Origin of the sequence: Planctomicrobium aquicomposti, from assembly GCF_051466325.1 — a bacterium.
Taxonomy (GTDB): domain Bacteria; phylum Planctomycetota; class Planctomycetia; order Planctomycetales; family Planctomycetaceae; genus Planctomicrobium.
Map to the genome: position 1 here is coordinate 1,179,755 of NZ_CP195792.1, position 22,582 is coordinate 1,202,336.

17 protein-coding genes are annotated in these 22,582 nt (G+C 59.2%); 8 read left to right on the forward strand and 9 right to left on the reverse strand.

From position 1 onward, the window contains the following. Positions 1–49: 49 nt before the first annotated feature. From SH664x_RS04505 to SH664x_RS04515, 3 genes are all read right to left on the reverse strand, one after another. The gene (locus SH664x_RS04505; protein WP_437205404.1) at positions 50–1,162 is read right to left on the reverse strand and encodes a type IV pilus twitching motility protein PilT; all 1,113 of its coding nucleotides are present in this window, start codon (positions 1,160–1,162) and stop codon (positions 50–52) included. A gap of 355 nt (positions 1,163–1,517) precedes the next feature. Continuing rightward, complete coding sequence (locus tag SH664x_RS04510; RefSeq protein WP_437205406.1) at positions 1,518–3,218, reverse strand: GspE/PulE family protein; 1,701 nt, start codon at positions 3,216–3,218, stop codon at positions 1,518–1,520. Between the two features lie 446 nt (positions 3,219–3,664). Continuing rightward, positions 3,665–4,312, reverse strand: coding sequence for a hypothetical protein (locus SH664x_RS04515; RefSeq protein ID WP_437205408.1), 648 nt, complete (start codon positions 4,310–4,312; stop codon positions 3,665–3,667). A gap of 194 nt (positions 4,313–4,506) precedes the next feature. Between SH664x_RS04515 and SH664x_RS04520 the strand changes: the two genes are divergently transcribed. Continuing rightward, entirely contained in the window at positions 4,507–5,217 is a 711-nt protein-coding gene (locus SH664x_RS04520; protein ID WP_437205409.1) for a class I SAM-dependent methyltransferase, read from the forward strand. A 3-nt stretch (positions 5,218–5,220) separates the two neighbouring features. Beyond that, entirely contained in the window at positions 5,221–5,892 is a 672-nt protein-coding gene (locus SH664x_RS04525; protein ID WP_437205411.1) for a carbonic anhydrase, read from the forward strand. Positions 5,893–6,041: 149 nt separating this feature from the next. On the opposite strand, the gene SH664x_RS04530 is transcribed toward SH664x_RS04525, so the two are convergent. From SH664x_RS04530 to SH664x_RS04545, 4 genes are all read right to left on the reverse strand, one after another. Further along, entirely contained in the window at positions 6,042–7,355 is a 1,314-nt protein-coding gene (locus tag SH664x_RS04530) for an MFS transporter (protein WP_437205413.1), read from the reverse strand. Positions 7,356–7,687: 332 nt separating this feature from the next. Then, positions 7,688–8,206 carry an ExbD/TolR family protein gene (locus tag SH664x_RS04535; protein ID WP_437205414.1) on the reverse strand — a complete coding sequence of 173 codons (519 nt, stop codon included), beginning with the start codon at positions 8,204–8,206 and terminating at the stop codon, positions 7,688–7,690. Then, positions 8,203–8,607, reverse strand: coding sequence for an ExbD/TolR family protein (locus tag SH664x_RS04540; RefSeq protein WP_437205416.1), 405 nt, complete (start codon positions 8,605–8,607; stop codon positions 8,203–8,205). Before SH664x_RS04540 ends, SH664x_RS04535 begins: the two co-directional genes overlap by 4 nt. A gap of 124 nt (positions 8,608–8,731) precedes the next feature. Beyond that, a complete protein-coding gene (locus SH664x_RS04545; RefSeq protein WP_437205418.1) occupies positions 8,732–9,568 on the reverse strand; it encodes a MotA/TolQ/ExbB proton channel family protein in 837 nt (278 codons plus the stop codon). 464 nt (positions 9,569–10,032) lie between these two features. Here SH664x_RS04545 and SH664x_RS04550 point away from each other — a divergent pair, with 464 nt between their 5' ends. Further along, on the forward strand, positions 10,033–10,479 hold the full coding sequence (locus SH664x_RS04550; RefSeq protein ID WP_437205420.1) for a hypothetical protein: 447 nt from the start codon (positions 10,033–10,035) through the stop codon (positions 10,477–10,479). A gap of 394 nt (positions 10,480–10,873) precedes the next feature. On the opposite strand, the gene SH664x_RS04555 is transcribed toward SH664x_RS04550, so the two are convergent. Then, the gene (locus tag SH664x_RS04555) at positions 10,874–11,698 is read right to left on the reverse strand and encodes a DUF1571 domain-containing protein (protein ID WP_437205421.1); all 825 of its coding nucleotides are present in this window, start codon (positions 11,696–11,698) and stop codon (positions 10,874–10,876) included. Positions 11,699–12,190: 492 nt separating this feature from the next. On the opposite strand from SH664x_RS04555, the gene SH664x_RS04560 reads away from it, so the two are divergent. The 5 genes from SH664x_RS04560 (at position 12,191) to SH664x_RS04580 (ending at position 21,771) form a co-directional block, all read left to right on the forward strand. Next, positions 12,191–13,273, forward strand: a complete 1,083-nt coding sequence (locus SH664x_RS04560; RefSeq protein ID WP_437205423.1) for a hypothetical protein — start codon at positions 12,191–12,193, stop codon at positions 13,271–13,273. A gap of 90 nt (positions 13,274–13,363) precedes the next feature. Beyond that, positions 13,364–17,104: a cytochrome c biogenesis protein CcsA gene (gene ccsA, locus SH664x_RS04565; protein WP_437205424.1), complete on the forward strand. Its 3,741-nt coding sequence runs from the start codon at positions 13,364–13,366 to the stop codon at positions 17,102–17,104. 136 nt (positions 17,105–17,240) lie between these two features. Continuing rightward, positions 17,241–18,074 carry a DUF6677 family protein gene (locus tag SH664x_RS04570; RefSeq protein ID WP_437205426.1) on the forward strand — a complete coding sequence of 278 codons (834 nt, stop codon included), beginning with the start codon at positions 17,241–17,243 and terminating at the stop codon, positions 18,072–18,074. Between the two features lie 45 nt (positions 18,075–18,119). After that, positions 18,120–18,296, forward strand: a complete 177-nt coding sequence (locus tag SH664x_RS04575) for a hypothetical protein (RefSeq protein WP_437205428.1) — start codon at positions 18,120–18,122, stop codon at positions 18,294–18,296. 328 nt (positions 18,297–18,624) lie between these two features. Further along, entirely contained in the window at positions 18,625–21,771 is a 3,147-nt protein-coding gene (locus SH664x_RS04580; protein WP_437205429.1) for a valine--tRNA ligase, read from the forward strand. 100 nt (positions 21,772–21,871) lie between these two features. On the opposite strand, the gene SH664x_RS04585 is transcribed toward SH664x_RS04580, so the two are convergent. Then, positions 21,872–22,456 carry a hypothetical protein gene (locus SH664x_RS04585; protein ID WP_437205431.1) on the reverse strand — a complete coding sequence of 195 codons (585 nt, stop codon included), beginning with the start codon at positions 22,454–22,456 and terminating at the stop codon, positions 21,872–21,874. Between the last annotated feature and the right edge of the window lie 126 nt (positions 22,457–22,582).

The window sequence follows — 22,582 nt, forward strand, 5'->3', positions numbered from 1 at the left end:
GTCAGTCAGATTCAGAAGAAGGTGCTGTGAACGGAAAAGGACACGACGGTCACGAATCGTCGTCTTCGTCCTCGGCATTTTCGTCGAACACCCCTTTCTTGGCGTTCGCGATACGGGCTTTCAGCTCTCCCGGATTATTGGAACGGGTGACGACATCTTTTTCCTCGCAGAGCCCTTTGCGCCACAGGTCGAACAGGGCGTCATCGAGGAGCTGCATGCCGTACTTCCGCCCCGTCTGGATGGACGAATTGATACGGAACGTTTTGGCTTCGCGGATCAGGTTGGCGATGGCAGGGGTGACCACCAGCATCTCGTAAGCCGCCACGAGCCCTTTGGGTTTACGGGGGAGCAGTGCCTGACTCAGAATGCCGATGATGGCCGCGGACAGCTGGGTCCGGATCTGTTCCTGCTGGTTGGTGGGGAACACGTCGATGATGCGGTCCACGGTCCCTTGAGCACCCGTCGTGTGCAGCGTTCCGAACACGATGTGTCCCGTTTCCGCCGCGGTGATGGCGGAAGAGATCGTTTCGAGGTCGCGCATTTCCCCCACGAGGATGATGTCGGGGTCCATACGCAGAGCACGACGGAGGGCCTCCGGGAAGCTCGGCACGTCGACACCGACTTCGCGCTGGTTGATCGTCGACTTTTTGTGGTTGTGGTAGTACTCGATCGGGTCTTCGAGCGTGATGATGTGATGCGATTCGTGCTCGTTGAGGTAGTTGATCATACTCGCGAGCGAGGTGGTCTTACCGCTTCCGGTCGGCCCGGTCACGAGGAAGAGACCGCGGGGGCGGGTGATCAGCTCGGAGATGATGGGCGGCAAGCCGAGTTGCTCGAAGGTCAGGAAGTCCGTCGGAATTCGACGGAGCACCATGCCGATGTAGCCCTTCTGCTTGAACACAGCCACGCGGAAACGGGCTTTGTCTCCGAAGGCGAACCCGAAGTCGGTTCCCCCTGTCTCCTGAAGTTCCTGCTGGTTCCTTTCCGGCGTGATGCTTTTCATCAACGCGGTCGTGTCTTCGGGAGTGAGCGACTTGGTCTCCAGACGCTGCATTCGTCCCCCCAGACGGACCACGGGGGGCTGTCCGGTGGTGATGTGGAGGTCGCTGACCCGCTCGCGAATCACGGTTTCGAGCAGTTTGTCGATCTGAATGGTTGCCATTACGGCCTTTCGTCACGCCGGATCACGAAACTCAGAACTGAGCGAGGAGAACCCTGTCCCGGCTCCCAATTATTGACTTCAATCCTGCGGCCGCACGTCCATGAGCCTTCCAGCCGCGCTTCACTTCTCCTTCGGAGATCCCTCGTTGCAAGACGAGGAGCCTATCTCGTAAGTATTTCCAGTTCAAATCTTAAGGCCACCGCCACGGGCGCGGTCCCGCAAAAATTTCCTTTCGCTCCGACCGTAGGGATGCTGCAAATCGCAGCGATGCTCGATCGGCTAATGTGTGTTCCGCCTGATGGCGCACCGCCTAGCCCCTTCTCTCAAGGCAGGGAGGTTCCGACACCTGTCCGGATCAGTGACCACCGCTCCGCAGCTTGTAGGCTTCGGTGAGTGTCGAAAGTCCCTGAAGTGCTTTGTCCACAGCATCTTCCACCAGGGTCTTCATTCCGAAGAGGCGGGCTTGGCGGCGAATGTTCTGGGCCGGTTCACTGCGGAACGCCAGATCACGAATTGTCGAATTGATCATCATCAATTCGAACACAGCCTTACGGCCGCGATATCCGGTGTGCTGGCAGTTCTTGCACCCCTTGCCCCGTCGGAAGACGGCGGTTGCGAGTTGCTCCGGTGTCAGTTCGAAGTAGTCGAGTTCGGACTGTTCGGGGACGTAGGTGTCCGAGCACTTCTGGCAATTGAGGCGGAGGAGGCGCTGAGCCATGACGGCCATGAGGCTGGAGGCGACGAGAAATGGCTGTACACCCATATCGATCAGGCGCGTAATAGCTCCGGGCGCATCGTTCGTGTGAAGTGTACTGAAAACCAAGTGTCCAGTTAAAGAAGCCTGAATAGCCATTTCCCCGGTCTCGTTGTCCCGGATTTCGCCGACAAGAATCACGTTGGGGGCCTGCCGCAGCATCGCACGAATGATCCGGGCGAAGTCGAGCCCGATGCTGTGCTTCACTTCCACCTGGTTGATCCCGGGGAGGTAGTACTCCACCGGATCTTCTGCGGTGATGATCTTCCGGTCCGGGCGATTCAGCTCCCCGAGGGCACTGTAGAGTGTGGTGGTCTTGCCGCTTCCGGTCGGGCCTGTCACCAGAAAGATTCCATTCGGCCGGCGAATGATCGTATGGAACCGCCGGTAGTTTTCCTCGCTGAATCCGAGGTTCCGGATCCCCACCTTGATGTTGTCGCGGTCCAGAATGCGCAACACCATGGCCTGTCCATGGTTGGTCGGCAGCACGCTGACCCGCATATCGATCTCTTTGCCGCCGACGCGGGTCTTGATTCGACCGTCCTGCGGCCGGCGTTTTTCGGCGATGTCCATGCGCCCCATGACTTTCAGGCGAGACGTCAATGCTGCCAGCAGCCGCCGTGGAGGGCTGTCCCGCTCCACGAGTGCTCCGTCGATTCGGTAGCGGATCCGGACGCGGTCCTCGAACGGCTCGATGTGGATGTCGCTGGCACGCATGTTCACTGCTTCGTTGATGATCAGATTCACCAACTTCACAATGGGGGAGGCCTCTTCTTCCTTGTTCGCCTTCGCGGCTTCGTTCATCTCCGTGTCGGTGAAGTCGATCTGCGTTTCCGTAAACTCCATCATCATGGTGTCAACGGATTCCGTTTCCGACTGGCCGTAGTTGCGATTGATGGCTGCCTGAATCGATTCCTTGGAGGCGGCGGTCAGCTCTACGTCCCGCGCAAGGAGAAATCGCAGCTTCTCCATGACCTCAAAGTTCATCGGATCGGGAACGGCGACCACCAGCTTTTCACCCCGTTCTTCGATCGGGATGCAGGTGTTTTCGCGAGCGACCGATTCCGGCACCAGTTCCACGAGCCGGTGGGGGATCTCGATCTCATCGAGGTTGACAAATGTGTAGCCGTACTGGACTGCCTTCGCCTGCGCGATCAGGGTCTCATCGATGTACCCGAGCTTGATCAGGGCGTCTTCGGGGTGCAGACCAAGATTGCGGGCCATCCCCTCCGCCTCTTTCAGCTGGTCGGCGCTGATGGTCCCGTCATCTACAAACTGATACAGCCAGTCGTTTCCCGCCATCGACGTCAATCCTCAATGCAGGTCATTAAATCTGGAATCGGGTCTGAACAGACCATCAGCGCAGCCAGACAGGACAGGTCATTGCCTGTGAGCCGGCGCCCGCAGTGTACGGTGGTCGCGGACCGGGCAAAAGCCTGCTGGCAACTGCTGAATTTGAATTCGCGGAGGAATCAAGAAATGAACCGGAAACAGGCAACTGATTTCCCGCTGCGGCAGCGCTCTCCCGAGGCGGAGAAGGCTGAAGTCAACGTCGCCGGGTACCCGGTGGCTTTCAGGGAACCGCTTTGCGGCGACGGCGGGGCATACAGCACCTGGCGCGACAATGCCGTGAGGATCACAGCACTGCCACGCTTCGAGTCTCTACAGGCACATGGGCTGCGTCAAGCGCAGCCCGCGTCGATTCGTCGGCAGAATCGTTCCGGTCAGGAGAACCGGAATCGTTCGGTTCATGTGGGTGGAAGCAGGGCGTCGATCTGCTGACGGACCCGAAGCCGCGCCGACCGGAAGACAGCCACGGAATCCGGCGGAAGCAGTCGCAGGCCGACTCTCCGCATGACCTGATTCAGTCGTTTCAGTAGCAGCGTGTCACTCGTGTAGTCCTCCAGAAACCGCTCGCGCAGGTACAGCTCGATGAATCTGCCGAGTTCGACGGGATCTCGCGTGGCGAGTGAACGGACCCCCTGTTCCACGCGGAGGGTGTCGACATTCTGCATCACCCGGTAGTACTCGTGAATCGCCTGCGGTTGATCTTCGATGAGCGTGGCGTCGATCAGCAGTTCGAGAACGATGTGTCCCAGAAAGCCGCAGTGCCATTCCTCTGCCGTGCCGAGGACCTCACGAAAATCCGCTGTGATGCCTCCGGAAACGTCATAAAAAGCGGAGCTATTGTGGAACCACTGGTCATCGTCCAGGTGCCTCAGGATGCCCCGTGCCAGTTCCAGTTCCTCTCCTGTCAGGGTCGGGATTCGTTCGTTCAGGACGCGTCGCCGGACCCGGCATTGGCGGTCGAGAACGCTCAGCCAGTCGGGGACCGCCAGGCCGGCCAGAAAGTAAGGGCGATCGAGATGCGGCAGAGCGTGGGCGAAATAGTTCACGACTTCAATGATAGCAGGCAGCCGCTGCGCGACGAGGTGCCGCCGGGTTTCTGCATTGTGGGGAATGTGACGTCGGATCTCCCCCGGAGGCCTCTGGAAATGGGTCTCCTGCTGGAAATGCCGTTTAGACTCTGTATAGTCTCAAAGGCTGCAGCACCATCCTTACTCTCTTCTGTACGGGTTCCGCTTCTGATATGTCCATTGATCAATCGACCCGCAGTGCGCCCCGGGCCAAATCGAAAATTCCCTTTGCCGGTGCAGCCGCCTCTGGGATGCTGTTTTACCGCCAGTTTCGCGAACAGTTTCATTTCACTGGAGCGGTGCTGCCCAGCTCTCGCGCGCTGGCCAAAGAGCTCTCAAGGTATGTGACGCAACAGCGTGTCCCGGGCAAGAGCCTGAGGATTCTGGAACTCGGTCCCGGAACTGGTCCGGTGACCGCGGAGATCTGCCGGGTGATGCAGCCCGGCGATACACTGGATCTGGTCGAGGTGAATGACCAGTTTGTGCAGCATCTGGAACATCGGTTCGCGACTGAGCCGGATTTCCAGAAAGTGGCGGATCGCAAGTTGATTTTTCACGGCATGGTGCAGCAGTTTTCACCGGCACAGCCCTACGATTTAATTATCTCCGGGCTTCCGCTCAACAATTTTGAAGTCCAGGACGTGCGTGACATTCTCCAGTTGATGGGAGAATGGACCAAACCCGGTTGCCGTTGTTCGTTTTTCGAGTATATGGGAATTCGCAGGCTGAAAAAGGCGTTCACTCGTCCTTCACCCAGCGAAAAGACCCGCCTGCAGGGGGTCGAAGCGGCAATCAAGGAGTTCCTGAAGAACGAAGAACACAAAGAATCCGTCTGGATGAATATCTTTCCGGTCTGGATTCATCACTTGAAGAAGCCTCTCTAAACGATGTCTCAAAAAGATCTCGATGATCTGCGCGCTGGCGTTCTCCGTTATCAGGCGCTTGTCTTTCCCACGCAGCAGCGCCGGTTCGAAGAATTGAGTGGCCGACAGTCACCCAAGTTTTTGTTTATCGCCTGCTCCGATTCCCGGATTGATCCTCAGACCTACACACAGAGCCAGCCGGGCGAACTGTTTGTGCTGCGGAATGCCGGCAATCTGATTTCCCCCTATGGAACCGGTCCTGCCGGGGACAGCGCCACCATCGAATTTGCGATCCGGGTTCTCAAGGTCCGGCACATCATCGTCGCCGGACATTCCGACTGCGGAGCGATGAAGGCTTTGCTGAATCCGGTCGACCTGGATCATCTTCCCGAGGTGCGTGGCTGGTTGAAATACGCACATGCCGTGCGGGAAGCTGCGGACGCCAGCTGGAGCGATCTTGATCCTCTGACCCGGCTGCGAAACGCGACGCAGTACAACACGCTGATCCAGATCAATCATCTGCGAACGCTCCCCTGTGTGTCGGCTGCATTGCAGCGTGGGGAACTGCAGCTGCATGCGAGCTATTACGAGTTCGGCACCGGGCAGGTGTGGGGATACAGCGTCGAGCGGCAGGAATGGGTCAGCATTGTGGAGCAGCTCGGTGCTCCGGGCATTGAAGAGCCGATTGAGTTGTAATTCTTTTCAACCGGTTGCCCGTAGCCGGTCGCCCGCAGATTTTTGAGTGTTCGGCAACAGTTGCACAGCGCACTCTTGTGCGGAAAGCTGTCTCCTGTCCATCAAAGCGCGCAGGCGGAAGCAGCTGGGCTTCAGGAAGTCGATCTGTTCTACGGCGTTGCCGGTCGAGCTGGCTGCGTTGTTCCATAATCCGCTTCGTCTTCCGCCAGGAGCGGTCGCGACGGGTCGACACGCAGGAACAGAAACGCTGAGATCGCGACAGCGACTGCCACCAGCTGCAGGGAGTGATCGTAGTTGGCGAGTGGTGATGTGGCTGCATCGGCTGTTGTTACGGCGGGAGTGGACCATCTCGCGACATGTCCCCAGACGATCAGGCTGGTTGCCCCTCCCATGTTCCCGCACATGTTCATCGCTCCCGAGACTGCTCCGGCATAGCGCCCGCCGAGGTCCATGCTCATGGCCCACACGGAGGCGAGCATCAGGTCGAGAAACCCGAATGCGGTGATGAGCAGGACTTTGGTGGTGGTCGGGTCGCGGGTGAGGCTGACGCTGGCCAGCAGGGCCGAAGTGGTGAGCAGACAGGTAAACGGCAGGATTCTCCTGCCAGTTTTCAGGCCGAAGCGTTTGACAAATCGGTCGCTGAGCCAGCCTCCGAAAGTGCAGGCGAAGACGCCTGCCAAAAAGGGATATTTCTGAAACTCTTTCGCTTCGCTGCCGACGATGTCCCGCCCCCGCTCCAGAAAATTGCCCATGTTGCCGAAGTAGAAGTTGGACGCCCAGGCATAGAAGAAATAAGCCATCAACAGCGGCCACAACCGGGACGCCCCGAAGATGCGCTTCCACGGAATGTTGGCATGCGTCCCCCCCTGATAGATCGGACCATCATTGTCAGGGCCGGGAGAATCGTCGTAGGTCGAGTACCAGGTGACGGCCCATACCATGCCGACGATTCCGAAGATGGTGAAGACATCGCGCCAGCTGCCCGAGTGTAAAATCCAGCCGATGGCCATCGGGGCGAGTGCTCCTCCGATCCGGCTGGAGCCCCAGATCACCCCTTGCATGCGGGCTCGCTGGCCGGCGCCGAACCAGCGCGAGGCGCAGCCGGAGATATTGGGAAAGGCTCCGGCTTCTCCCATGCCGAACAGAAAGCGGACGACCACCATCCCTGCAAAGGACGTGACCCGGCCGGTCAGCATCGTCAGTGCCGACCACCAGACCACGATGCGGGTGAGGATGCGACGATGTCCCCAGCGATCGCCGATAGCGCCCGAGGGGATTTCGAACAGTCCGTAGGCCACGGTGAAGGCGGACATAATCCATCCCCACTGCACATCGTTGAAGTTCAGGCTCTTCATGATGTCGGGCGCCAGTGTCGACATGCAGATGCGATCGAGATATGTGACGATCGCCAGCAGGGCCAGCATGAAGCCGACGCGGTTGCGTCGCCGGAAATGATTCGGCATGACGGGCAGCCCGAAGAGGTGTGGGTGTCAGGAGTCGCAGTCACCAGCGGTCGCTTGGGACAGTTCAGCAGGGCTGAACCGGCATTCACCCCGTCTATATGATGGGGATGTGATTATGAATTCGAGGAGTATGATGACTTCAGCCATCGACCGCAAACGATGCGCATGCTGCGGCGGGCAGCACGGAAGCGATCTCGCAGGATGTGGAGGGCCGTCGTGTGGGGGGCTGGGCCCGTTTCTGCTCAAGATGTTGAACCACAATCACGACGCAGGCCCAAGGACTCCTGCTTCCTAGGGATTCCCGGCGTGAAAGCGGGCAGCAGCCACCGGCACTATTCGGTTGTGGCGTATTCCGAGAAGCTGATCTTATTGAGAGGGCTTCCGTCCGAGAATTTCTGCCGCGTACAGATGTCGATGACCTTCATGAGCTCCGCATAGGGAATACGTGGTGCGACCATGATCAGCACCTGATCGAAGGGGGTTTCGCGGATGCTCAAGGTTTCCCGGAGTTCCTTGTCGAGCAACGCCAGTCGCGCCGGGGTCGCTTCCCCTTCAAAGATCGTGCGCTGGCCCACAGACACACTGCTGATCGCTCCATTGCCATCGTCGCGAATGGTGATGGGCAGCGTTTCCTTGACCATGATCCCTTCGCCCGCTGCTCCCTGGGGAGCATCGATGGCGACGTTGGTCATGGGGACGGGGGGTGGCAGGTTGACCAGAATTTCCCCTTCAATCGGGGAAGGGCGGAAGGTCAGGATAAAGAAGGCCAGCAGCTGAAAGGCCATGTCGAGCATGGCTGCCAGATTCAGCTCCACTTCACCCGGAAGTCGACGTTGTCGGCGCTTGCTCACGGTGCCACCTCGCGGTTCATCGCCTTGAGCGCAAACTTGCGGAAGCCCTGAGACTGACACGCCTTGATGGCCCGATTCACATCGGCGAACGGTGTCGACTGGTCAGCCCGGATGACAACCGTGGTGGGCAGCTCGGCATCGTCGGCCAGAGGTTTCCCGCTGAGTCGACGAATCTCGCGGATGCTGTGGGCCTGCTGTCGGACGAACTGTTCGACATCTTCAGCCTGCTCAAAAACGATCAGCTGGCCCTGGGCGTTGATGTTCATCACGATGCGGTCGGGATCGTTCCCGACGTCGACCGGACGGGCAGACCCGACCACCGGCAGCTTCAGGTTCATGTCCAACGACGCCGTCTTGAAGTTGACCACCAGCATAAAGAAGGTGATCAACTGAAAGACCATGTCGAGGATCGGTGTCAGATTGGGTTCGCCCCGCTCTGAGAAGCTAGCACTCATAAGGAATGATGGCTGAAGTCATTCGTGGCGGAAATCCTGGAAACGACATCGGGACGAAACCGGAATACTGTCAGCTGGCTGCGGGGGGAGGAGCAGCCCCTTCGCTGGTCGCCGGAGCTTTGGAACGCATGCCGTCATAGACGCGACGGAGGAATCCGTCCGCGACTGCCGCGGCTTCCGAACTGAGGCCCATGATTCTGTTTCGGAAATAAGCGAAGAAGAAAATCGCGGGGATGGACAGTCCCACGCCTTCGAAGGTCAGCACGAGGGCCTCGGAGATCCCCCCGGCCACTTCGCTGGGCCGGAGTTGTTCATTGGAGATGGCGATCACGCTGAAGCTGCTGATCATCCCTTTCAGGGTTCCCAGCAGTCCGATCATGGGGCCCAGGGTTCCCAGCACGGCAATCATGCTGATTTTCCGCTCCATATCGATGATCTGGGCGTCGGCGACCCGTTCCATGGCTTCGCGGGCTTCGGCGAGTCCGTTGCGGAGTTCGGAAATTCCCGTGGAGAGGAGCAGGCTGAAGAACGATTCGTCGCCACTGACCTGCTTGTAGATTCCCAGGAAATCACGCGATTCCGCCAGACGGGTGCATTCGTCGACGATGTCGTCCGGCAGGAACCGGGGCCGTCGCAACTCCATAAAGTTTCTTGTCACGGAGGCGACCAGATAAAACGAGAGCCCGAGAATGATCGCTCCGATCCAGCCCGAGGTGTGGATCAACCAGACCAGCATGCTCGGTTGAGCGGGAGCCTCTTTGGGGGCAGCTGTCGTACCGGCCGGTGCTGCGGCTGCTGCTTCGGGAGCGGCGGCCTCCTGAGAGTAGGCTGTGTCGCACACCGCAGGAGCCAGGCAGAACAGGCTGAGACCGAAGAAGAACCGAAGAGCCGAGCAGCGAAATGTCATGGAGGCACTCAAGTTTGAATCCGATTCGGCAAGGCAGGGTGTCGTCAATCTACACAATCACTCCGTCGATGGGCAGCGTTCGTGGGATTTGTTGCACCGCCCGGGATTTTGTTGGTGATTGTCAGGTGGCTTGGTTGACGTCTGTGGAAAAAACGACACCGGACCAAGTGGTCCACCTCGTTTGGGGGAAGGATCCGAGCACCGGCAGAGACCAGAGACACCCAGTTGGCCTGAGGGGCTCCTCCCGAGGGAGACCGGCCGGGCGTCTGGAGTCGGAGAAGCGCCATCCCTTGCAGGTTGGGGAGGGTTTTCCGGGCATTTTGTGAGGCTGCCACGCGGGGTTCCTCCCTGGACTGCCATTTGACAGACGGGGGCCGGTCTGCGAAACTTAGCGATTCAGATTTCGGGAATTCGCGGCACTCCGATGTGCCGCGTTTGTTTTTGATGTGCGCATAGGGACCGGTATGGCTTCCAAACGGCTTCTGGATAAACGACGCGAACACGAAGCGGCGGAAAAGCAGGGAAAAGTCAAAGCCCCCGCCGAAAAGAAAAAATCCGCGCGGAAGGCAACGACAACCCGCAAGCGAAAGGCCAAGGCTCCCGACCGCAAGCGGCTGTTGTGGGGGGTTTTCAGCGGTACGCTGAAAGAAGAAGGCCGCTTTGCCTGGGATGAAAAGGACAAGGCGGAAGAGAAGCTGGCTCAGCTGCGGGCCAAGAGCAAAAAGCTCTACTTTATCCAGCCCATCAAAGAGGTTCTGTCCGAATCGGCACGCCCGACGGAAGATGCGGCAATTGTCGAGGATGAAGAACTGCTCGTCGATGAAGACGCCGATCTGGACGATCTCGACGAAGAAGATGAGGACGAAGACGAAGACATGGATGAAGACGAAGGGGATGAAGGGGACGACTAGAGTCGAACCCTCGTTCCTGATGCCTCGCCGGGGGCTGTCGCTCTGAAGTGGCCCGGTCGGCAGGTCTTCGTGAAAATTCAAAAGCTGCACGCCGAGATCCGGGGTGCAGCTTTTTTTATGACCGTTGCAGGCTTTCTGTCGCGGGGGCGCCCCCTCGTCGTTGCCGCTTCTGAGTGTGAGTCAGTGTGCCCGCCAGCGAATCGCAGGGACGCTTGGCGTTCTGCCGGCGGAAAATCCAGCGTTCAATCAAGGTTTGTCGCTGAAACGTCGCCACGCTCCCTACGCCAGGTGCAACCGCACGTTGGTCTCTCCGGTGCCCGCGTAGACAGCATTTCGAGTGGTGAAATGCTGGACTCCACAGGGCGAGGACGGGTCGGTCAAGAGTCAAAATGCTCTAAAAGCGGTACTTGGGATTCCGCGTACTGAAGTCGTTTTCAGCCAGCCCGATGTTGGTCTTCAGTTCGGTATAGAAATAGTCCTCAGCCAGTGGCGGTTCCTTGTCGCGCCGACCGGGAAAATCGTAAGCCTGCACGCGCACCGGCAGACTCGTCGAGTCATCGACGTACAGACGAGTGGTCTGGAACTTCAGGCCCCCCTTCGCCTGTGAGTAGCTGACTTCGACCCCCCGGCAGACCACTTTCCCAAATGTAGTGGCTGGGAGGACTTTGACCGTGGCCCCGCCGAGATTGGCCTCGTTGACCCACTGTTCGAGGAGTGAGGTGACCATGTTCCGCAACCCGATCATGGTGATCGGATGGCGGTTCTGGTCCATTGCAAAGCTCCCTTTCGGGTCCAGCTCCAGTGTTCCGGCCAGTCCGGCGAACCCCACATCGTGGGCCAGAACGTTATTCTGGTTTTTGCCCGCAACGTACAGGGCTTCGCGTCCGGCGGAAGGCTGTTGAAACTTCAGATAAACACTGAAGGGGTTTTCGCGGATTTTCAGCTCGATACGGGAGTCCAGCAGCTTGTTGCCAATCCGTTCCCGGCGGACAAGAATCGCCTGGTAGTTGTCAATTGGCGCCAGTGCGGTCAGTCCCTCCTGGGCCAGTTTAATTGCGGGCGACAGGGGATGCTCCGCAGGAATGGCCTGGGCGCGCGTGAGCAATTCTTCTGCGGCGCGGGCGGAGCTGTCGCCCGAGTGAGTCACTCCCCAGGCAGCCACGCCTGCGAGTGTAGCCTTGAAGAAATCGCGCCGGCTGCAAAAAACAGACGTTCCCATGCTGACTCCATTCGAAAAGGGAGGATGAGCGGGTCTCCATCCCGTGGAACTGATCGGTTGGCCGGTGAACCCAACTTGCCGATGTTCTGTGTCTTTCAGATTGTAACGATGATTCCGCTCCGAATGTTCCCGGCCTGACAGTCTGGGCGGGACTTTCCGGCGAATTCCAGGCGGCGAGTGGAAAGTGGGCTCGAGCAGATTGCTCCTTTTTGTTCTTTGTGCGAGCGGGCCCCCGGGGAACCAAGGCATCAGGGAATGGTTGGAGCGGCAAGTCGGATCCCGATTTCCTCAAAAGGGATCGGAGGGGGGTACCTTCCAGTTCCGAACGCGGGAACCCCTTCTCAAATCCGGGCGAATGCAGAGCGGCCCGTGTACGACCGGGGAGTCGGCTGGCTATAATCGGATGTTGATTTTTCCCCTGCCGTTCGGGCTCAGGCCCGATGCCCCCGAAAGTTGTGTCCCGCCCCCCGCTCCTTTCAAGAATCATTCATCATGCTGCATCCCTGGACGCGATCGGGTTTCTCCTCTGCTGCGCGGCATCTGCGGCAGTTTGCAGTGCTGTTAACTGCTCTGGTAGCAGCAGGTTGTGGTGAAGAGTCGCAGATTCGCGAATATGCAGTGGCGAAGGTCAAATCGGCACCGGCCGCCAAGCCGAAAGCGGAGATGCCGGCGGTCAGTCCGGATAGCAGCTGGTTCCTCAAGCTGACCGGACCGAAAGACGAAGTTCTCCGCCAGATCATCCCCTTCTCTGCGATGCTGCGGACCTTTCGGGTGAACGAGAGTGGCGCTCCGGTCTTTGACGCACCCGAAGGCTGGGTCCGAACAGCCGGTCCAGCACCGCGTTACGAAACCTGGACGATCCCCGGGACCGAACCGCCGCTGGAAGTGACGGTCTCCGCGCTTCCGAGCTCCGGGGCGGATGTCCCCGGCTATCTGCTCGCGAATCTGAATCGATGGCGCGGGCAACTGGGGCTGGAACCATGGCCGGCAGAGGGCTGGATGGAAAAGGCACGCGAAGACCGCGAAGTCCTGATCCTCCCGACGGATACCCGGACGGTGGCCTTTGCCAATCTGACTGGCCAGACGAAGGAATTTGGGGAAAGCCGAGTACTGGCAGGGATCATCGTTCCCCTGCCCATGCCGGAGAAGTCGACCCCTCAGTTTGACGAGCCGTTTACCTATACCTTGCCCGAGGGGTGGAGCAAATCGACGGGAAGCTCCATGCGGCTCGCCTCCTTTGCTGCCCGGCACGAGTCTGGCACCGCCGATGTCAGCATCACCAAGTTCCCGGGGGGCGGAGATGATCTGGCGAATGTCAATCGCTGGCGCGGACAGGTCAGTCTCGAGCCGATCGACGAAGAGACACTCAAGAGCACAGCCGAAAAGTTGGACGTCGACGGGAAGTCGGCTCTCTATGTGGAAGCTCCGGGGAGCGAGCAGTCGATTCTTGCAGCCATCATTCCGGAGGGGGATTCGAAGTGGTTCTTCAAGATGCAGGGGCCCAAGGCGGCCGTGGCGGCTGAAACCGAACATTTCAAAGAGTTTTTGAAGTCGGTGAAGTTCAAATTACCGTGATGCAGATTGCAGTGCGGGCCCTCCGCCAGCATTCACAAGTGCAGAGCTCTCTCAGTCAGTCGGAAATTGCGGGAACAGGAAACGCGTAACATGGCCATTTCTGAATTACCGATTGAAGCCGACCATGAGACACCGGTCCCCCCGCGAGTTCTTTACTCGGCGAAGCCCGGATTATTGGTGCGGGCACTGCTGTCTCTGGCCTCCCTGAAGCTCACGGTCGCGTTGTTTGCCGCTGCCATTCTGATCGTGCTCTTCGGCACGCTGGCGCAGGTCTACGATGATATCTGGGAGGTGATGCGGACCTACTTCCGTGTGGACTTCCGCGAGTTGTTTACCGGGACGTTTCCTTATATCAACCTGAGCGAAGTCTTCGTCTGGATCGAGCCGAAGCTGTTTTTTCCGCCGGCATTTTTCCCCCGGGAGCCCGTGTTTCCCCGCGGGATGGAGTGGATGGGGCTGTTCTGGCCGCGAGGCTTACCGCAGTTTCCCAGCTGGGTTGGTTTCTGGTTTCCAAAAGGATGGTGGATTGGCGCTCTGATGCTGATCAACCTGTTCGCCGCACATCTCGTCCGTTTCAAGGTGCAGGCGAAAGGGTCGCGGCTGTTCCTGGGCTGGGGGACGATTGCTTTTGGAGCGCTGGTCACCCTGGGGGTGATCTCCAGCGGCTCCAGCGACGAGGGACTGCAGGCCAAACCGCTGATCGGTTATGACACCATGTGGTGGTTCCTGCAGACATCGCTCTTCGGTCTGTGTGCTGTCTGTATTTATGCCGCAGCATCCTCTCCGAAAGACCAGAAGCAGCAGCGCTGGGTGTATGGCGTACTGGCTGTCATGCTGGGGATCGCTTCGATGATCGCCTTCCGGTCGGACGCCGCCAGTGAAGCGACAATGCGCATTCTCTATCAGGTGATCAAGGCCACCGTCGCGGGGGTCGTGCTGCTGGCTGGCTGCATGATGGTGTTCAAGAAGCGGGCAGGCATCGTGCTGCTGCATGCCGGGATCGGCCTGATGATGCTGTTCGATGTGCTGGTCGGTATGAAGCACATCGAAAGCCAGATGCAGATCGTGGAAGGGGAAACCGTCAATTACAGCCGTGATACCCGGGAAATCGAGCTGGCCATTGTTGATCACTCGGACCCGGAGCGTGATCGGGTGCAGGCCATTGATCGCAGCCTGATCAGTCGCGACGGCTCTGTCGTGAAAGATCCCCGGCTTCCGTTTAACGTGGAAGTTCTGCGGTTCTACGGGAACGCGATTCCTCGCAGTCCGAAGTCTTTCGGGCCGATGGAAACTGTCCCCGAGAATCTGGCGACGGCCGGGATCGGGCAACAGTTGGTCGCTGACCCGCGGGCGACCTCCACCGGCACCGATGCCGAAGCTGCAGTGGATGTCCCGGCGGCATATGTGAAACTGACGACACCGGCTGGAGCCGACCTCGGTGTGTATCTCCTTTCGCCCTATCTGGATTTCGCGGGTGACAACCAGACCGTGCGCATTGGAGACAAAAGTTACGACATCGCTCTCCGTTTTCGGCGGTACTACAACGATTACGCCATCACGCTGAACGACGTCCAGAAGAATGACTATCAGGGGACCGATCGGCCCAAAGACTATTCGTCGTTTATTACACTCTCTGATCCGGGACGTGACACCACGTTTGATCACCGCATCTGGATGAACAATCCGATGCGTTATGCAGGCAAGACTTATTATCAGCAAAGTTATGCCCAACTGCAGGAAGGGGAGATGACGACCCTGCAGGTTGTGGATAACTATGGCTGGATGACCCCGTACGTGGCCTGCATGATGGTGGTCGTCGGTATGCTGTATCACTTCGGCGAGACCTTGCGACGGTTTCTATCCCGCCGGGCACGTGAGCAGGATGTCGGTGCCCAGGTGGCCGGTGGACTTGATGCGGAAGCCGTCGATCGCTTGCGGCAGTCTCAACGGAAGCTCGACCGCATCGGCTGGATCGTCACCGGAGTAGTCACTTCACTCGTGGCGCTGGTCTTCGTGGCTGTGGCGATGCCTCGCCATTCGAAGCCTGAAGAATTCAACCTGGCCGAGTTCCGGAAGCTGCCGATGTTGTACAAGGGGCGGGCGATGCCGCTTGATACTTTCGCCCGCAACTCGCTCATGCAGCTGTCGGATCGTCAGTCTTTCAAAGACAGCGATGATCCCAAAGCCCGATCGCAGCCTGCGATTGTCTGGCTGCTGGACCTCATGGCGGACAAAGATCCCTTTGAGCACCGTGTGATCCGCATCGAGAACGAAAGTGTGCGGGAAGCGATTGGGGTCCCCAAGCGGGAGAAGATGGCCTATTCACTGAAAGATCTGCAGGCTCATGCAGATGTGATTATTAAAGAGGCTCAGAAGGCCAAGGATGTGGCTCCCAAGGACCGCACCCTGTTTCAGCGGAAGATGTACGAGTTGGCCAATCGCGTGCTGTTCTACAGTTTCCTGCAGCATACTCTGGGAGATGCGCCCGAACTGCCCCAGAGTGAGCCGCGCGAAGGACAGTCCGAGATGGAACGGATGACGGTCCGTGCCGATCAGTTCCTCAGGTTCATCGCCGCCGGGAGAGAGGCACTCGCCGAAGCGAGTAAGGGATTTGGTCCGCTGCCGCTCGTCGTCCCGACTCATCTGGATGCGGGACCGCGTCCGAAGATCGAGGCTCTGAATACGGAGTGGGAACCACTCAGCATTGCCCAGGTGTATGACCAGTTCTATAGCGAATTCCCGGCACCGCATCCCCCCGCGCTCGATCTGTTTTTAAGCATGCTGAAGTCTTACAAGGCAGGAGAACCGAAGGAATTTAATCAGCAGCTGGAAGCTTATCGCGCCCTGCTGGCCAAGCATTCTGACCGGAGTGATCTGCCGGTCACCAAGGTGAACTTCGAAGCATGGTATAATCAGGTCGACGCTTATAATCTTTGCTCGTGGATGTATGTGTTCGCGTTTGCCCTGGCCGTTGCCGGCTGGCTCTGCTGGCCCCAGGTGTTTGGTCGGACTGCGTTCTGGCTCACAGTCTTTGTGTTCTGCATTCATACCGCAGCATTGATTGCCCGGATCTATATTTCCGGTCGGCCTCCCGTGACGAATCTCTATTCGTCCGCCATCTTTATTGGTTGGGCAGTTGTGCTGGCAGGTCTGATTATTGAGTCGATCACCCGTCTGGGCGCGGGAACTGTCGTGGCGACAATTGCCGGATTCGTCACGCTGCGAATCGCGCACGCCCTTGCAGCCGATGGCGATACCTTCGTGGTGCTGGAAGCGGTCCTCGATACCCAGTTCTGGCTGGCGACACACGTGGTCTGCATCACGCTGGGTTATGCGACAACCTACCTCGCGGGTCTGCTGGGAGTGCTGTATGTCATCCTGGGAGTGCTCACGCGACGGCTGGTGCCGCAGATGGAAAGGGAACTGACCCGCATGACCTACGGAGCGGTCTGTTTCGCCCTGTTCTTCAGCTTCTGGGGGACGGTACTGGGCGGACTCTGGGCCGACGATTCCTGGGGCCGGTTCTGGGGATGGGATCCCAAGGAAAACGGGGCCTTGATCATTGTGTTGTGGAACGCCCTCATGCTCCATGCCCGTTGGGGGAATCTGGTTCGTGACCGTGGTTTCGCACTGCTGGCAATTCTGGGGAACATTGTGGTCAGCTGGTCCTGGTTTGGAGTCAATGAACTCGGAGTCGGCCTGCATAGTTATGGCTTTACCGAGGGACGGTTGCTGTACCTGGCCCTGTTTGTGATGTCACAGATGGCGCTGGTGATGTTGGGGTTGTTGCCGCAGAAACTCTGGCGGAGCAGCAAGTCGCTGCCGGCCTGAGTTGTTTCGGTCGCGTGACGGATGCTGCACTGGCAGAGGTCTGGGGGGGCTTCTACAATCGCCGGTTGCCGGTGCGGCCCTCCCCGGATTGAGCCGCACGTTCCCGTTTTTAAACACGATGCACTAGCGATTTTCCATGCCCGATCCGCGCATCCCTTTGAAGCAACCCTGGGTCGCAGGACTGCTTGCGTTTCTGCTGCCGGGGGCGGGTCACCTGTATCAGGGCCGCTACTTCAAGGCCGGGGTCTTCTTCGTTTCCATTCTGGGCCTCTTCCTGACGGGCATGGCGATGGCGGAATGGCAGGCGGTGCAGCCTCCCGAGAAAAATGCCTTCAGCGCCCGCCCCGGAACGGACTGGCTCAAATACGGAGCTCAGTTGGGGGTCGGTCTGCCAGCGATGTATGGCCTCATTCAACGTGAGCGCTACGACAGTCAGGCCAACGTCCCCGTCAGCGAGATTGATCGGCCGCTCACGGCTCCCTTTGTCGGCGCGCTCGAATACCGTGACGAAAGCAGCCTGCAGCCGAATCAGATCATCTCGGGAACCATTCATCTGGAACCGACTCCCGAGCAGCTTGGCAAGCGGATGATTACCGGCACGCTGGAGACGACGGTCGGGGATCGTCCGGTCACATTCAAACTGACCAACCGGGTCGAGTTGGGGAAACCGATCGATGCCTCCAAAGGGCGGGAAGTGACCGCAGGCATTCTGGAAGACCGTGATGGCCGGGAGCAGGCGGTCGGCCGGATCGCCGGGGAGATTCCCCGTCCCTTCCTGAACTGGTTTGAAGCTCCGATGGATGATGAGCAGCAGCGGGACCTGAACCGTCGACTGGGAAAATTTCATGAGTTGGCGATGGTTTTCACCTGGGTTGCGGGCCTGTTGAACGTCCTCGCCATCTGGGATGCGATCGAAGGCCCGGCGCTGGGATATGGCGATGAGGAACCCGAGCCCGCTCCGGCGACCTGAGGAGCGGATTGACCCCCGGCGGAAGACGTCAGCGGAACATCGTTTATGAATATGACCTGGTATCTGTTTCCATTGGCGGCAGCGGTCAGCTTTGTCTGGACCGCCAGCCGCTACGAGTCGACGCCGCTGATCCTGCAGCGGGCGACGAAGCTGTTTCTGCAGATTCTGTTTTTCATGGCGATCATTCTGGTGGTGCTCTGGGCTCTCTCCTACAAGCTCTGAGATCGTCGGGCCGGTCCCGCGGGCCGAACCTTCACCACGGTTTGCCCGTCTGGAGGAGGCAGAGGGGCACCATGCCCTCTGGGCATCTGCAGATCTTCCGCTGCCGCCATGACATGGCCGACTGCGTGAGAATCCTCTACTCTGCATCCTGTACCTGAGCCGTGGACAGAAGGGGATTTCCGGGGGGCGATCCCGCGAGAAAATTCCCGAGTCTGTCCACTCCGGCGATCAGGTTCCGCAGTCCAGGTGTTGTGTGACAACCGATTCCGCATTTTTCAAAATCTGAGTTCAGCACTCCGCTGAATTCCAGTACGCATGACCGACAAACATGTCCGAAATTCCAAAGCTTTACGAGCCTCGTGCGACCCAGGAAAAATGGTTCCCGTATTGGGAACAACATGGCTTCTCCAATGCGGAGCCCGATGCGTCCCGCAAGCCGCACACCATCATGATTCCGCTCCCCAATGTGACGGGGGCGCTGCATATGGGACATGCCCTCAACGGCACTCTGCAGGATCTGATCACCCGCTGGCGACGGATGCAGGGCTTCGAAGCCTTGTGGATGCCGGGAACCGACCACGCCGGGATCGCCACGCAGGCGGTCGTCGAACGTCGCATGCTCGAGGAAGAGGGACTGACGCGGCATGATGTCGGTCGCGAGGCACTCGTCAACCGTATCTGGCGCTGGAAAGACGCTTATGAAACACGGATCATTGGCCAGCTGAAATCACTCGGCGCGAGCTGCGACTGGCGTCGAATCCGGTTTACGCTTGATCCGGTCTGTGCCGCTGCCGTGCGCCGCACCTTCTTCAAGATGTTCAAGGACGGCCTGATTTATCGGGGGAAGCGGCTCGTCAACTGGGACGCCCATCTGCAGACCGCCGTCGCCGATGACGAAGTGTTCGATGAAGAAATCGCCGGCCACTTCTGGACGTTCAACTATCCCGTTGTCGACGACCAGGGAAATCCGACCGGCGAACGCATCCGCTTCAGCACGACCCGCCCGGAAACAATGCTGGGAGATACCGCCGTCTGCGTGCATCCGACCGACGAACGTTATCTCGGTCTGATCGGCAAGCGCGTGCAGGTTCCCGTGAATGGCCGTCTCATTCCGATCATCGCCGATGCCCTCCTGGCGGATAAAGAACTCGGCACCGGTGCGGTGAAGGTGACTCCGGCGCACGATCCGAATGACTACGCCTGTTATCTCCGCAATCCGGAGATCGGGATCATCAACATCCTGAATCCGGATGGGACCCTCAACGAGAACGGGGGCGAGTGGCAGGGGATCGACCGACTGGCGGCGCGGCCCTTGATCGTCGAGAAGATGGTCAGCCTCGGCCACTTTGAAGCGGTGGAAGATCGCACCATTCCGCTCAAGCACAGCGACCGGTCCAAGACGCCGGTGGAGCCGTATCTGTCCGACCAGTGGTTCGTGAAGATGGACACGCTGGCACAGAACGCCATCGATGCGGTCGCAGACGGCCGCGTGCGGTTCTATCCGTCACGCTATGCGAAGACGTATCTCGACTGGCTGGGTGAGAAGCGGGACTGGTGCATCAGCCGGCAACTCTGGTGGGGCCACCGGATTCCGGTGTGGACCCGGACCTTCGACTCGGAATCGGAAGCTCAAGCTGCACGGGCAGAATTGAGTCACCCGCAAGGTTTCGCCGAGTCACGGATCCTCGATGCCGCGCCAACGACGGTGCTGGTTTGTCTTGATGAACACTTCGAAGAGGGCGATGACGGGTTCATTGCACTGCTGGAAGGGAAGGGCTTTGTTCAGGACCCCGATGTTCTGGACACGTGGTTCTCCTCCGCACTCTGGCCGCATGCCACACTCGGCTGGCCAGACACCCAGCACAACCCGCCGCTGGATCCCAACGAAGTCGCGAAGCAAACGCTTGTGGGACATTCCGTTACGGGACACGAACCAGAGACCGGGAATACGGTCTTGCCGTATTTCTATCCGGGGAACGTGCTGATCACCTCGCGCGACATCATCACGCTGTGGGTCGCCCGCATGGTGCTGACCGGCCTGTACAACATGGGAGACGTGCCGTTTCACCATGTGCATGTCCATCCGAAAATTCTTGACGGCTTCGGGCAGACGATGTCCAAGTCGAAGGGGAACGGCGTGGACCCGGTCGACCTGATCAACAAGTACGGCACCGATGCGGTCCGGTTCACCATCGCCTCATTTGCCGGTGAAACACAGGACGTCAAGCTGCCGATCAGCTACGAGTGTCCGCAGTGCGAAACCCTCATTCCGCAGACGCTCAAGCATCAGAATGCCAAGCCCGAAGGGGGCCCGAAGCCGACGATTCACTGTCCCAAGTGCAAGGCGAACTACCAGTACACCAGCCCGAACTACGACCCGGACCCCGGTGCGCCGGTGGCCCGCATGGTCAGCGAGCGGTTCGAGTACGGCCGGAACTTCTGCAACAAGTTCTGGAATGCCGCCCGCTTTGCCATGCTCAATCTGGAAGGCTACGAACCGGGTGAAGTGACCGCCGACCAGCTGCAACTGGAGGACCGCTGGATTCTCTCCCGATTGTCGACCGTCGTCCACGAGGTGACCGAGTATCTCGGACGTTATCAGTTTGATGCTGCCACGCGGGCACTCCGGGACTTCACGTGGAATGAGTTCTGCGACTGGTATCTGGAGATGATCAAGCCGCGGTTGCGGAAGCCGACCGCCGATTTTCCCGGTGCGGATCCCGTCACCCGAGCCACAGCTCAAAGGGTGCTACTGTCGGTGCTCGATTCGCTGGTGCGGATGCTGCAGCCATTCACTCCTTTCATTGCGGAGGAACTGTGGCAGCGTCTGCGGGAGATTGCCCCGGTACGGGCGCTGTCGACCGCCTTGAACAGCGGCCAGATCGGTCGAGTGGACCAGGCCGCCGGGGGGAACGGAAGCGAGATTCTGATCCCGCAACCGGTGGAAGAGGCGGCGATCATTGCCGGCTGGCCCGGTCTGCCCCGTGACTGGCAGGACGAGTCGCTGGAGAAGCGGTTCGCCCGTCTGCAGGAGACGATTGTGGCGGTACGGAACGTTCGCGCGATCTACAACATTCCGCCGGGAACCCCGGTCAAGCTGTTGATGCGGGCGACGGCCGACGTTGCCGGAGACATGCAGGCCGTGGCGGCACAGTTCGACAATCTGGCCAAGGCGGTGCTGGAAGCGGCCGGGGCGGAAGTGAGCCGTCCGAGTGGGGCTGCGACGTTCTCGCTGGAAGATGCGGACGGCTATATCCCGCTGTCCGGGCTGATTGACACCGCAGCGGAGCTGGAACGCCAGCAGAAGGAGGCCGAGAAGATCCGCAAGCACATTGCCGGCCATGAAGGGAAGCTGAACAACGAGAGCTTTGTCAGCAAGGCGCCGGAAAACGTGGTGGCCCAGGTTCGCGAGACGCTGGAGGGGCTGAAACGGCAGCTCGCGAGTATCGAAGCGGTGATTGCCGATCTCCGCTGAGCCCGCGTTCCGGCAGCACAGTAGTCAGCCCAGCAGGCAGCAATGAGAAAACCCGGCCACAAAGGACCGGGTTTTCCTGCACCTGGAAGGATGCCTGATCCTACGGGATGATCGGTCCCGCACAGCGGATCAGGTGGTCGTGGTCGATATAGACCACGTCTTCCGTCTGATCGACATGCGTGAAGGGGACCGGCCAGCTCGACCGCATGGTCTTCTCAAAGGTGACTGTGCACTTGTAGTGACAGTGACGCAGGCGGGCGGGACCGACTTGCGGATAGAACCGACACTCATCCGTCCGGTCGACGATGAGGTCAGAAACCATACGGACATTGTTCCGGAAGGTTTCTGCAAGATAGGGGACGCCACCCGCCGTATCGTCCGGCAAGGCACGAATGATTTCGTCCGGCGTCGGCGGATCGAGGCAGAACAGCGGAGCGTTCTCCCCTTCCACCGGGTCGAGAATCGGCACGCGTTTGTAGCGTTCCTCTTCCCAGTAGGTGTCTTCGATTTCTTGGCTGAAATAGGGAGTCACCGGAATCAGTGGTGTTGTCCCAAAGAACCATGAGAGGATAAACGCATCCTTCAGGAATCCGAAGAACAGCGTACAGCCGCTATTCGGAACGACTGTCATGGCCAGTGCCGCCACAAGCAGCCAGCGTTTCATCCGTGTCTTCCAGGTTGTCATCCGATCGCCTCCAGGTGCTGCGATGACGCAATTCAGGCGGGCTCGTCTTAAGACCATCCATAAAGAACGAACCTCTGCCCGGCATCTCTGTTATCGATCCGCAGGTTGTGCCAACTTGTGAAAATA